This window comes from Catenovulum adriaticum, from assembly GCF_026725475.1.
GTDB lineage: Bacteria > Pseudomonadota > Gammaproteobacteria > Enterobacterales > Alteromonadaceae > Catenovulum > Catenovulum adriaticum.
Map to the genome: position 1 here is coordinate 1,594,211 of NZ_CP109965.1, position 12,750 is coordinate 1,606,960.

Annotated in this window: 13 protein-coding genes and 1 riboswitch; of the genes, 2 read left to right on the forward strand and 11 right to left on the reverse strand. The window is 38.2% G+C overall.

Translation table 11 applies throughout. The features are described 5' to 3' along the window. Positions 1 to 18: 18 nt before the first annotated feature. The 11 genes from OLW01_RS07075 to OLW01_RS07125 form a co-directional block, all read right to left on the reverse strand. Positions 19 to 1,236, reverse strand: coding sequence for an imelysin family protein (locus OLW01_RS07075; protein WP_268076111.1), 1,218 nt, complete (start codon positions 1,234 to 1,236; stop codon positions 19 to 21). A 90-nt stretch (positions 1,237 to 1,326) separates the two neighbouring features. Further along, entirely contained in the window at positions 1,327 to 3,033 is a 1,707-nt protein-coding gene (locus tag OLW01_RS07080) for a DUF4856 domain-containing protein (RefSeq protein ID WP_268076113.1), read from the reverse strand. 364 nt (positions 3,034 to 3,397) lie between these two features. Then, positions 3,398 to 4,264, reverse strand: coding sequence for a cobalamin-binding protein (locus tag OLW01_RS07085; protein WP_268076114.1), 867 nt, complete (start codon positions 4,262 to 4,264; stop codon positions 3,398 to 3,400). 3 nt (positions 4,265 to 4,267) lie between these two features. After that, positions 4,268 to 4,873 carry a cob(I)yrinic acid a,c-diamide adenosyltransferase gene (gene cobO / locus OLW01_RS07090; RefSeq protein WP_268076116.1) on the reverse strand — a complete coding sequence of 202 codons (606 nt, stop codon included), beginning with the start codon at positions 4,871 to 4,873 and terminating at the stop codon, positions 4,268 to 4,270. Positions 4,874 to 4,969: 96 nt separating this feature from the next. Continuing rightward, positions 4,970 to 6,433 (reverse strand): cobyric acid synthase, encoded by a 1,464-nt coding sequence (locus OLW01_RS07095; protein WP_268076183.1) that lies wholly within the window; start codon positions 6,431 to 6,433, stop codon positions 4,970 to 4,972. A gap of 50 nt (positions 6,434 to 6,483) precedes the next feature. Next, on the reverse strand, positions 6,484 to 7,128 hold the full coding sequence (locus OLW01_RS07100; RefSeq protein ID WP_268073073.1) for a histidine phosphatase family protein: 645 nt from the start codon (positions 7,126 to 7,128) through the stop codon (positions 6,484 to 6,486). After that, entirely contained in the window at positions 7,112 to 7,738 is a 627-nt protein-coding gene (gene cobU, locus OLW01_RS07105) for a bifunctional adenosylcobinamide kinase/adenosylcobinamide-phosphate guanylyltransferase (protein WP_268073074.1), read from the reverse strand. Before cobU ends, OLW01_RS07100 begins: the two co-directional genes overlap by 17 nt. Beyond that, positions 7,735 to 8,523: an adenosylcobinamide-GDP ribazoletransferase gene (locus OLW01_RS07110; RefSeq protein ID WP_268073075.1), complete on the reverse strand. Its 789-nt coding sequence runs from the start codon at positions 8,521 to 8,523 to the stop codon at positions 7,735 to 7,737. Before OLW01_RS07110 ends, cobU begins: the two co-directional genes overlap by 4 nt. Next, a complete protein-coding gene (gene cobT / locus OLW01_RS07115; RefSeq protein ID WP_268073076.1) occupies positions 8,523 to 9,599 on the reverse strand; it encodes a nicotinate-nucleotide--dimethylbenzimidazole phosphoribosyltransferase in 1,077 nt (358 codons plus the stop codon). Before cobT ends, OLW01_RS07110 begins: the two co-directional genes overlap by 1 nt. A gap of 7 nt (positions 9,600 to 9,606) precedes the next feature. Next, positions 9,607 to 10,605, reverse strand: a complete 999-nt coding sequence (locus OLW01_RS07120) for a FecCD family ABC transporter permease (RefSeq protein WP_268073077.1) — start codon at positions 10,603 to 10,605, stop codon at positions 9,607 to 9,609. After that, on the reverse strand, positions 10,592 to 11,422 hold the full coding sequence (locus OLW01_RS07125; protein WP_268073078.1) for an ABC transporter ATP-binding protein: 831 nt from the start codon (positions 11,420 to 11,422) through the stop codon (positions 10,592 to 10,594). Before OLW01_RS07125 ends, OLW01_RS07120 begins: the two co-directional genes overlap by 14 nt. A 179-nt stretch (positions 11,423 to 11,601) precedes the next feature. Next, positions 11,602 to 11,782: riboswitch (cobalamin riboswitch) on the reverse strand. Positions 11,783 to 12,220: 438 nt separating this feature from the next. Between OLW01_RS07125 and OLW01_RS07130 the strand changes: the two genes are divergently transcribed. Both OLW01_RS07130 and OLW01_RS07135 read left to right on the forward strand, forming a co-directional pair. Beyond that, positions 12,221 to 12,493: a type II toxin-antitoxin system Phd/YefM family antitoxin gene (locus OLW01_RS07130; RefSeq protein WP_268073079.1), complete on the forward strand. Its 273-nt coding sequence runs from the start codon at positions 12,221 to 12,223 to the stop codon at positions 12,491 to 12,493. Continuing rightward, positions 12,474 to 12,743 carry a Txe/YoeB family addiction module toxin gene (locus tag OLW01_RS07135; RefSeq protein ID WP_268073080.1) on the forward strand — a complete coding sequence of 90 codons (270 nt, stop codon included), beginning with the start codon at positions 12,474 to 12,476 and terminating at the stop codon, positions 12,741 to 12,743. The genes OLW01_RS07130 and OLW01_RS07135 overlap by 20 nt, the downstream gene beginning before the upstream one ends. Positions 12,744 to 12,750: the final 7 nt, after the last annotated feature.

Below are 12,750 nucleotides of genomic sequence, written 5' to 3' on the forward strand. Positions count from 1 at the left end.
TAAGGTGTTCCCGCGCATTTAATCGTTATCGCCTGCTGACGAATCAGGTAATTCGACGGCTAAACTGGTAATAAAATGAGTTTTAAGCTGATCTGTTATGGCTTTAAATTCAGCATGTAAAGTTTGATACTTAATAAATTCATCGCCTTGATTTGTTAACGCAGTAGCAAAGTCAGCATTTATGCTTTCAAGTACTTGTTGAGCTTGTGCAAGCCTAGCTAAAATAGTATCCGAAGTTTCTGAATCACCCACAGCTGCTAAATAATCATCAAACCCAAGCGCATTTTCGTTATCGCCACTTAGTTGTTCTGTTTCGCCGGTGAATAAGGCTTTAAATGCAATTAAATTATGTTGAATATTAGTCAATGACAATTGGCTGTATTGTGATTCAATATCATTTGGGCATGGTGCATTACCGCACTGATTACTAAAATAACCTAACGGTACACCAAGTTTATTATCTTTTAAAAAGTCCACATAAAATAATGCCTGACCGAGTGTATTAATGGCCTCCCGAACATCGCCCTGCTTTAACGTTTCAATATATGGCGTTTGTCCTTGATACCAATGGTTTTCAACTTGCTTAAATGTATCGAGTATATCTTGGCTTACTAACGCTGCATATTCACAGCGTTGAATTTTTCGGGTTTGACTATTTAACTCGTTCCAACCCGTTAATGCGCCAGATTCGACTTTACAACTATGGTTTAAATTTTCGGTAAACAATAAATATTCAAGCGCGTCTAACCCTTTACGATTGTTCAATCGATTTTTAATATTATAAGGTTGTCCATTGACAGAGCCTGAAGCATAAAAAGCCACATCCTGATCAACACCACAGCTAGTGGTTGAATCTGGCCATGAATATATTTGAGATCTCAGTGCATTAGTATCAGCTGACAATATTTGCATTTGCATTACTTCAATTTGCTGCCAATTGGCAAGTGAGTTTTTAAATGCCTGTTGTACTTGAGTTTTATCCATATTGTCTGTGTCAGCTAATGTTTGACAATAATTGGTTATGGTTTCAACTTGATGCTCAACTGAATCTAAAAATGCGAGATGTCTTGGTTTTATGACCTTGTCAGTTAAGTGATTAATTAGCTCCGATTCAGTAAAATTGGAGGTTAAGCCATATTCAGAGCCAGCTTGACTTTCAACCGACTCCCCACAAGACGCTAATAAAAACAGGCTTACAAACAGCCCTATACATTTATTATTTTGAATAGTTTTCATGAATCGACTCAATTATTTTACAGTAGTTTAAAACACAAAAAGGCCGACACAAATGTGCCAACCTTTTAATATTTAATGTTTGTTTAGCTATTACCAGTTTGCGGTAACAGTTGCATCAAAGCTGTAAGATGCTTCTAATATATTGCGTGCTTTGATTAAATCAGCCAAATAAGCTTCTTTTTCGGTGTCTGTTGTCGCCGGCATATCTCCAATTAACTCATTAACAGCGGTAAAGTCTGCATCAGACAATGGACTTCTTGGATTAAACTGTAACCCTAAGAAAAAGCCTTTCAATTCAGACCAATGCTTAGCCACGTCAGTTAAGCTAAATTCAGTGGTTCCTATTGCGCTGACATCAGCATGCGTATCATTTATATAATGGACAACAGTTGCCGCAACTGATTGTTCCCATGCCAATACAGCTGAATCTCGGTAACCTTGCAACTCGGTCATTTGCTCAGCTGTTAATTCATTACCAGCAGTTTCATTTAAAAGTTGTCGGCCTTTTAAAAATCCTTGCATTGCATCTTGAGTATAATCCGTTACCCCATTGCTGCCTAAATCACGTTTAGCTGCATTGGTTGAGTTACCAAAATTATATTCGCTGTTTAAATCAATTTTGCCATCTTGGTTAATATCGTAATAACCACTATTCCAACCATCACGGCCGCCTTTAGCAGCAATTTCCAAATCTGAGTAGGCTAAATAATTACGTGCCGCGCCAAAGTAACCAAAACCTTCATCCCATTGGTGCTCTAATTTAGAATACGCACTTTCACCATCTTGGGTGTGTTCTGATAATAAACCTTTCCCTTGAGTATCGTCGTCTAAGTAATCATCAGTACCTTGCGAGAAAGCAACTGACATTAATAAGAATTTTTGAATTAATTGCTTTAAATCATGACCTTCAGCAGTGATATATGGCGAAGATAAAGTACCATTGGTATAAAATTCGATTGAGTTCTTAGCCAATTTATCAAATAAAGCTAATAATAAACCTTCCGGGGTGTTTTCAAAGTTGCCCATAAAGTCAGCGCCAAAACCAACAAAAGTGTCACCTGCGGTCCAATCTTTATGTTGCCCTGTTGCATCGTTACCCGCTATTTTACCTTTTAAATTTTTACCCGATGAAATCGCATTAATATTACTTTGCTCACTATTGTCTACAAAGCTAATATCGGCATCTAATATTGCCGCTACATCTATACCTACCGGTGCTGAATCTTGCGCGAAATAATAAGCGTTTAATTTTGCTAAAATTTCTGCTTCAGTGGTCAATACTTGATTATTTAAATCCTGTTCTAATTCAGATGAAATATAGTTGTTTAATTGAGAAATAATAGCATGACGGGCAACTTGACCTGAATAACTTACACTATCTTCACCATTAATAAATTTACTTGGAAAGGCATAATAGTCCAACTCATCTTCAATGATAATTTGAACCGTTTCTTCAGTGCTCATTTCACCATCAGAAACAATAATAGGTAAACTAATAGAGGTTTCTGTTTCATAATCAACTACCGTGTCAGCTTTTAATTTTAGTGAATTACCTTCTATTTCAAAGCGACTATCTGCATTTTCAGCTAGCTCGAAGGTTAAATCAGCTGAATTATCATCAGTTGCTGATAATTCACCTAAAGTGACTTCAGTTTGATTTTCCATCACAGTATTTGATGAAAGTACGATTGCGCTAGGCGCAGTGTTTTCTTGTTCATTATCTGAATCACTAGAAGAGCCACAGCCCGTTATAAAAGTTAGTATGGCAGCAGCTAAAACCGAATGTTTATATCTCATGGGGATTATCCTTCAGTGGATTAATAATTTATTATGTCTAATAGATTATACGAAAGATAAATGGGAATCAATTTCATTTTCACTAGCTTTTGATTTTAGGTTTATAGTCATCATAAAGTAAAGTTATAAATTGAAATCCAGTTACCAAATTAAAAATTACCAATTATGAGTGCGGTTGACCGCCAACGTAAAAATGACCCAATAACAAAAAGGCCTTGCTGTCGCCAGCAAGGCCTTTCAAATAAAAAAAGATAAGCACTGTATCCATGAGTGTTGATGTGTTAATTAGCTAGTTTTCTATTGCAATTTATTTTCGCTTTTATCTTAACTAACTTAGACTAACTGCAGGTAAAGTTAAAAGCAGTTAAAAATATACCGCTCTCGCGTTATCTATTTTTTCACACATCACTTCTAATTCATCTAATGCTCTGGGCGTCATTCGATGTAATTTATCAGAATTAACCGTTATGATTTGCTTATTTTTAACCGCTGGAATAGCGTTAAATTGTTGCCAATACCCTTTAATTTGATTAGGTTCACCCGTCGAAGTTGGAATAATAATAAGTTTTGGTTTTGCCATCATCACATGCTCAATACTTAATTGAGGATAGTCCCCTTTTAACGCAATAAATGGGTTGTCTACTTGGCAAATCGCCAATAATTGCTGAGGCCAAGCATTATTCGCCACTGTTGTCAGCGGTGCTGTCCACAATTGATAAAATACTGAAATTGGTTGATGCGTTTTATATTTTTGTTTTAACCTATTCAATTTATCCATATAAGCAGTGGCTATTTGGTTTGCTTTGCTTTTTTGACCGGTTAATTCACCTAACATGATTAATTCGTCGGCAACACTTTTTAAGTCGGTTGGGTTTGAATAAACCACCGTCATACCTAATTTTTCAAGTCGATTTAAATCAACCTCTGGGTTGCCGGTTTTCCAAGCCACTATATAATCGGGTTTTAACTGTAAAATCCGCTCAACTTGCAAGCCAGCATAATTGCCAATCCTTGGAATTTTTGTCGCTGCTTGCGGGTAATCTGAGTGCTCGGTAGTGCCTATAATGCTATCACCCGCGCCAATTGCATAGAGCATTTCAACAATATGCGGCGCTGCCACAACTAGCCTCACGGCTTTATTGTCGGCTGCGCTACTGCTTAATGAAAAACTAAAGGTTAATAGTAGTAGTAAAGATTTAACGATTAAAAAAAGCTGACTTTTAATTTTCATTTTTTACCAGTCGATGCCTTTTTGCGCTTTAATACCGGCTTCAAACGCATGTTTTATCGATTGAACTTCACTAACGGTATCGGCAATTTCTAATAAATCACGGTGAGCACCGCGCCCGGTTATCACTACGTGTTGATTGGCTGGACGATTAACAATAGCGTCTAACACTTCATCTATATTTAAGTAGTCATAACTTAGCATATAGGTCAGCTCATCAAACAAAACTAAATCTACGCTTTCATCGTTCAGTAATTTTTTACCGGCTTGCCAAACTTTTTGTGCCGCTTCAATATCTGCTTGTTTATTTTGAGTTTCCCAAGTAAAGCCTGTTGCCATCACATGAAACTCAGTGCCATTTTTTTCTAATAAATCGCGCTCACCACAAGCCCAAGTGCCTTTAATAAACTGTACCACAGCGGTTTTTAAGCCATGACCGACTGCGCGGGCGACCGTACCAAAGCCTGAAGTGCTTTTACCTTTACCGTTACCTGTGATCACGATCACAATGCCGCGTTCTTCGGTTGCAGCATTAATTTTGGCATCCACTTTATCTTTTAAACGCTGCATTCTTGCTTGGTGACGTTCATTTTTGCGATTTTCATCTACCATAAAAAACCTTTTTATTTGTCTGTTATTTGATTTAAAAACCATTTAAATGGTTTTTCTGTTTCATTAATTTTCGAGCTACAAGTTAATTGGCAAGTATTATCTGCCCATAGCATACTCTATTTTTTCAAAGTCTAAATATTGTTCACAGGCGTCAGCTAAAATGTCAAGCGCTTGAATTTGCTGTTTTTTATAATCTAAACTTCCATTATTTTGATCTTGCTGTAAATTAACACCGCACCAATCACCAAGCTGATGAATAACTTCAATAGAATCTAAAACGCCATGTAAATAACAACCCGCAATTTGATTGCTAGCTAAATCAATTAAACCATCTGTACCTGAGGTTAACGTTAATAATGATTTAGCTTTTTCAGAGCCAATAATACGGCTTTGCCCACAATGAATTTCATAGCCAGCAACAGCAACATCAGCGCCCGTTAAATTAAAAATGCCATGATTTTGTTTAAGTAATTTATTCGACGTGAGCTCAGTTTCTATTGGCAGGTAACCCAAACCTTTTGTACTGCCTGCTTTATCTTCAATCGCGAGTGGGTCAGCTATGTTGAGCCCGAGCATTTGATAGCCGCCACAAATACCAAAGACTTTCCCGCCAAACCTAAGGTGTTTTTTAATTTGTTGATCCCAACTTTGCGCCTTTAAATGTGCAAGATCAGCACGGGTATTTTTGCTGCCGGGTAAAATAATTAAATCCGCACTGGGCAGCGGTTTATCCGGTGCGGCATACATTAGATTAATATTGGGATGTTGGCGCAGTGCATCAAAATCTGTGTGGTTGCTGATCCGCGGAAAGACTGGCACAACCACAGTGAGTTTGGTTTCAGTTAATGTCTGGCTGGTATGAATGGCATCTTCTGCTGCTATATCTAAACCTTGAATATAAGGCAATACACCCAACACGGGTTTATTGGTTTTGGCTTCTAACCAGTCTAAACCTGATGTTAATAAAGCAATATCGCCGCGAAATTTATTAATCACAAAGCCAATCACGCGATTTCTTTCTGACTCAGACAATAAATCTAAAGTGCCAACAATTTGTGCAAATACGCCGCCTCTGTCAATATCGGCAACCAAAATTACCGGGCAATCAACTTTTTCAGCAAAACCCATATTGGCGATATCACCTTCGCGTAAGTTAATTTCAGCGGGGCTCCCCGCGCCTTCAACCACAATTGCATCAAATGTGTTTAATAATCTTTGGTGTGATTCAATAACCGCATCCATCGCTACTTTTTTATAATCATGGTATGCCTTGGCCTGCATATTTGATATGGCTTTTCCATGTACAATAACCTGTGCGCCTGTATCTGAGCTGGGTTTTAATAAAATAGGATTAAAATCAATTAAAGGCTCAACATTAGCGGCTAAAGCTTGTACCGCCTGTGCGCGGCCTATTTCACCACCATCTTGAGTAACGGCACTATTCAATGCCATATTTTGCGGTTTAAAGGGGGCAACTTTTAGTTTTTTACGCGCCAGAACTCTGCAAATACCAGCAACTAGCATGCTTTTCCCGGCATCCGAACTGGTGCCTTGCACCATGATTGTTTTGTGACTCAATGTATTACTCTAAGTATGTTTCAATATTGCGCTTAACTTTGAGTTAAGCCAGCAGGTTTAGCGCCAATACACTTAATAATAGGTGCACCGTTTTTATGGGTGGTGATTTCAATTTGGCTGATTGATGCATAATCTACTCTGAGCTGACTAAACCAGTGTGCGTTTTTCCAATCAATATCTAAAATACAGGCCAAAATAATGCGAATAACGCCTCCATGAGCAACAATTAAATAATGCTCACCTTGGTTATCTTGCTGTAAATCGCGCCACATAGATTTAACCCGAATGCCAAATTGCTTTAAGCGCTCACCTTCGGGTGGTGTATTTTTATAAGGGTTAGCCCAAAAAGCTTCTAATTTATCCCAATGGCGTCTGAGTCTGTCGTAAGGTATGCCATCAAACCGACCAAAATCCATTTCTGATAAACGAGAATCTAGCGTAATTTCATGATTATGCGATTCGCCATACGCTTCAGCAAACATGGCACAACGTAATAAATGAGATGAAAATATTTTATCGATAGGATCAAATTTATCGAGTATTTCAACCGCCTCATACATATCTTTTAACCCTTGTTCGCTTAACGCAACATTGGTTTGACCATATAAGGCAGGCCTGCCTGACACCGCACCATGGCGCAGTAGAGTAAATCTTGAGGTCTTAATTGGGGTGGTCATGATGGCCTCCTTTTAAAATAAGCGGCAAACCCGCTGTCATCAAGACAGCCTGATCTGCAATACGCGCCATTGATTGATTTAGTCGTCCAGCCTCATCCACAAATTGACGGCTGATCTCACCCATAGGAACAACACCTAAGCCTACTTCATTTGCAATTAAAATAACATCACAGCTTAATGACAATAAGGCGGATTTTAATTGCTCAAACAGCTCATAAAAATTAGGTTTAGGCGTTAATTCTGGTTCACATTTTTGGATGGCTTGTTCTGTTAAATGGCTTGCTAAAAATAGATGATTATTTAACCACAGGGTTAAACAATCAATTAAAATAACGTTGGGAAATGGCTTTTGATTAATTTCAGCCTTTTTTATTTGAGCTTCAAGCTTGAGTAAATATTCAGATAACTCAAATGGCACCTCGGCAAGTTGCCAATCGCTTGGGCGATCAATTTGGTGTTGTTTAATGCGGGCTTTCATTTCTTCATCGCTTGGCTGCGCGGTCGCAATATTGAGCACTGAGGATTTATGATTATTAGCTAAGCTTTTCGCTAAATTTTCACCATACCTTGATTTACCTGAACGCGCACCACCAATAATAAAGTAAATCATACGTTTAAACTCGCAATTAACAATAAATAAATCAGCAATTCAGATAACTGTTGCGCAGCACCTAAACAATCACCTGTGTAGCCGGAAATTTGTTTATTAAAAAACGCCTTCAATAAATATCTAACAATAAATAGGGCAACGAGTAAAAGCCCCAATTGATTTGTGGATAATAACCAAAACAGGGGCATTAAACTCATAGCTAAAATAACAATATCCAGTTTGCTTTGTTTGTTGGCTAGCGGTTTGGCTTTGCTGGTTAAATCTTGTCTTTGGTATTGCATATCAAAAATCAAACTAGCCGAAACCCCACGTGATAATGCATAAGCAATAGGAATATAAATAAACACCTTAACTTGGCTAAGCTCAAATAATTCACTTATCAATAAAAACTTACCTAATAAGGCAAAAATTAAAATGCTGGCGCCATAGGTGCCTACACGGCTGTCTTTCATAATATTGAGTTTTTGCTCAGTGCTAAACCCACCGCCAAATCCATCGGCCATATCAGCCAAGCCATCTTCATGAAAGCAACCTGTTAAAAGCAAACTAAATGCCATTGCCAACCACAAACTAATATCTGCACTAAAAATAAAGCTAAATAGATAAAATATAACGGCGACCAAAGCACCTAACAACCAGCCAATGAGTGCAAAATAACGACTGGCTTTACTTAATTTATCAGCGGAAAAGTCAAGCTGAATCGGACAAGGAATCCGGCTAAAAAAAGTAAGCGCGATTCCAATTAAATTAAGCTCTTGTTTTAATATAGTGGTTAAATTATTCATTAACCCACGGCTGATATGTTTGCATGTTCAAACGTTGCCATATGGTTATAAAACTCAACCGCACTTTTAATTAAAGGCATAGCTAAAGCCGCACCTGTGCCTTCGCCTAAGCGCAAATTAAGCTGCAACAATGGCGATGCATCAAAATAATTCAATATGGCTAAATGGGCTTGTTCGTTACTTTGATGAGCAAAAATAAAATAATCCGCTATGTTTTGATTTACTTTATAGGCAATTAAAGCGGCGACCGACACAATAAAACCATCAACAACAACGGGTTTACCTAGCTCTGCTGTTTTAAGCATAGCCCCCACCATTTGTGCAATTTCAAATCCACCTAGTTCAGCCAATAACTCGAACATAGACAAACTATTGAGTTGACTGAGATCCGTTTTTTCGTGTTTGATCAATACTCGCTCAATCGCTTGCTGAACTAATGCTTTTTTACATTCAAATTGTTCATCACTAATCCCTGTGCCCCGTCCTACAGTCTGTTCGGCAGGTTGAGCCAATAAAACACATAATAATGCACTGGCTGAGCTGGTATTCGCAATTCCCATGTCGCCAAAACCAATAACGTCAGTACCTTGTTCTATTTGTGCTTTGGCAACACAAGCCCCCTTTTCTATCGCTTTTGTTGCCTGTGTTAATGTCATCGCTGATTGCTCAGCTATATTTAAAGTACCCGCACTAATCCACTGATTTATTAAATGTTCTGATTGAATATTTGGCGGAAATTTAACCCCTGCATCTATCACTTTCAGGTTTATTTGATTCACGCGACAAAAACAATTAATGGCTGCGCCACCTTCAATAAAATTGGCAACCATTTGCCCGGTTACTTCGCTAGGCGCTATGCTCACCCCCGCATCAGCAATACCATGGTCAGCAGCAAATATTAAAATGGTACACCGCTCAGCTTTTAATTCCGTGTTATGCGTTTGCGCAATTAAGCTTAGTTGCATCGCTAATGATTCAAGCTGCCCTAGCGAGCCAAGTGGCTTAGTTTTTATATCAATTTGAGTTTGAATATTTGCTTTTAGCGAATCATTTAACTTACTTATTTGCCAATTCATAAAATTCCTACTGCTGTTTTTTTAGCATGATGAATAAAAAAAAAATGCTACCTAAAATCGACGTAATAATGCCAATAGGAAGCTCTTGCCCCACCATCAATGTACGAGCGATAACATCTACCCAAATCAAAAAAATGCTGCCAACTAATACACAGCCAATTATTAATTTAGCCGTGGTTGCGCCAAACCAATGGCGCACAATATGTGGGATCATTAAACCAACAAAGCCAATCCCACCACAATAAGCCACCAAAGTGGCGGTTAATGCCGCGCAAATACCCAGCATAAGCATTCGCAACAAGCTTACACTAATGCCTAAACTTTGCGCATTTTCATCGCCTAACAACAATGCATCTAAATGGCGATGAAACAACATCACCGTACTAATGCAAATGATGATCACTGGGGCAATAATAGCCACATTTCCCATTTCTACCCGAGCTAAGGATCCCATTAACCAAAACATAATTCGATTAGTAGCAAAAGGATCCCCCATATATAATAAAAACTGGCTAATGGCGCTAAACATAAATGAAATCGCCACCCCAGCTAAAATAAAAGATTCTGCTCGCTTAGCGTGCGCGGATAAACCAACAACCATAACCAGACAAATTGCACATACAGCGCCTAAAAAAGCAGCGAAAGGTAAATAAAAAGCGGCTTGTTCAGGCACAAGAATACTGACTATAGTGGCTCCCAGCCCTGCGCCGGAGACTACTCCAAATAAATAAGGTTCTGCCAAAGGATTTCGAGTGGTATTTTGTAATACGGCGCCTGCTACAGCTAAACCTGCACCACAAAATAAAGCCGCAAGTATACGCGGTAGGCGAATTTGCCAAACCAAAGTTTGCTCAAATTGATCTGCACATTGGCCACTTAAACATTGAATAATCGCAAGTGGAGACGTTTCAGCTGCGCCAAAAGTGAAAGACATTAAAATGCTAAGTAAAAGTGCGGTGATTGCCAGCAAGTAATACAAACCGTTTTTATGACTACGGGTTATCACAACTTCTCCTGCTGTGGTTTTGATCTTCAAAAATTGCGACTTTATTTTCGGGCGCTGCAAAATATACATGCTGTTTTTTATTCAACGGGTTTATCCCTAAACTAACCGGTAATTCAAAAACTTGCTGAATCAATTTTGGGGTTAATACCTGTTCAGGCACGCCGCTGGCCACCAATTTGCCTTGATTTAGCAATAAGATATTGTCAGCATAATACGCTGCTAAATTTAAATCGTGTAAAGTCATTAATACACACACACCGAGTTGGTTAACTAAACTTAAAATTTGGTGCTGAAAATGAACATCTAAATGATTGGTTGGTTCATCCAAAATCAAAAGCTGAGGTTGTTGCACTAAAGCTCGTGCTATTAAAACTCTTTGCTGTTCCCCGCCCGATAACCGATTAAACACACGATCTTTAAAGTCTGTTATATCCAGTTGCGCTAACACTTTATCTACCCATTGTTTTTGCACTGAATTGATTTGACTAAATAGTGATAAGTGTGGGATTAACCCCATGCAAACAATCTCGTAAACTGATAACGTAAAATGAATATCACTATGTTGATTAACAACAGCTATCTGCTGGGCCAGCATTTTATGTTTTAGCTGTTCAACAGGCTGACCAGATAAGGAAATATATCCTTGGTAATCGGAAATTTGGCGATACAAACATCTCAGTAAACTGGTTTTTCCAGCACCATTGGGCCCTACAATCGCATTAATTGAGCCCGCGTTAAGCTCAAAATTTAAATCACTAAGAATAGATTTGTGCTGAGTTTGCCAACTAAGTTGTTTTACTGATAATAACGCTGTCATATTAAGCCAAATAAAATACTAAATACGAGCGTAAGGTGAGCAACAAAAGTAAACGCATTTCCACAGGTTAATTAATATCAACATATTAATTAATATCGCGCTGGGCATTATTTAAAGGCTAAAATAATGAACGTTCACCATGTGTTTTCCCGCACGCGGCCTGAACTATATACCAAAGCTTTTATTGGTCATTTTCGATTGGTATCCTGACTTTCAGAGATTGCCCTCACATTCCCTTCCCAGTATTTTTATTCATACCAGTGGTTAAATGATTAGCCCCGATTACAGTTGCGGGTACAGTTGTGGAGTTTCACCACATTCCCAAATCGTATAATATTTATTTCAATTAACCTAATCATTGTAGGTTAATGATAAAGCAAGCATTTTAACAGAAAGCTGGCAAAAGCCAAGACAATACACAGCGCTGAATGCCGAGCCGTTCAAAATAACAGGCTCACGGCAATATTGGAATAATGATTGATATGAGATTATGGCTGTGATGTGTCAGTTTATATCCAGGCCCTAATGTCAAAGTTCTCCCGATGCTTTTGATACCGCAAGTATTTTTTTGCTTATTTAATCTCAAAATCGCCTAATCTCAAGTGCTCTGTCGCCAGATAAAGCGTCAAGAATAATTGCTCACACTCGTTTGGCTAAACGAATGCAAGCTTACTCAAGGAGTGCAACGAGCACAAAGAAGCTACGCAGGCCGATATTTTGTGTGTGTTCATAATTGACTTGTTATATTTTTAAAACCAAAATGTACGAGTATTCCGTACATAAAAAAGAGAGGGCGTTATGGACAGTATCAGCGTTAATCAATTTAGAGACAATTTAAAAACGTATGTCGAACAAACCGTTAGTGAACATGAACCCATTAAAGTAACTAGACGTGCAGGAGAGGCTTTTATTGTCATGAGTGCAGAAGACTGGGAAAGAGAACAAGAAACACTTTATGTACTTCAAAATAGTCGCTTAATGCAGCAAATTGCCGACTCGGTATTAACCCATAATAACAAAGCTGGATACAAACCAACTCAAGAGCAATTAGATGAGATCATTAATATTTGAAGGTAACACTTGGCTTGTTTATGAACAATTAAGGGAGAAAGATAAAAAGCTTTATAAATCACTTTGTAAAATATTAAAAGAAATGTTGCGGGGTGAACCCAATCAAGGTTTAGGGAAACCAGAGACATTGAAACACAATCTGTCAGGTTTGTGGTCTAAGCGAATCTCGCAAAAAGATAGACTCATTTACAAATACGATGATAGCTACATTTACATTTTTGCTACTGGTGGGCATTACGAGGATCGCTAAACAATTA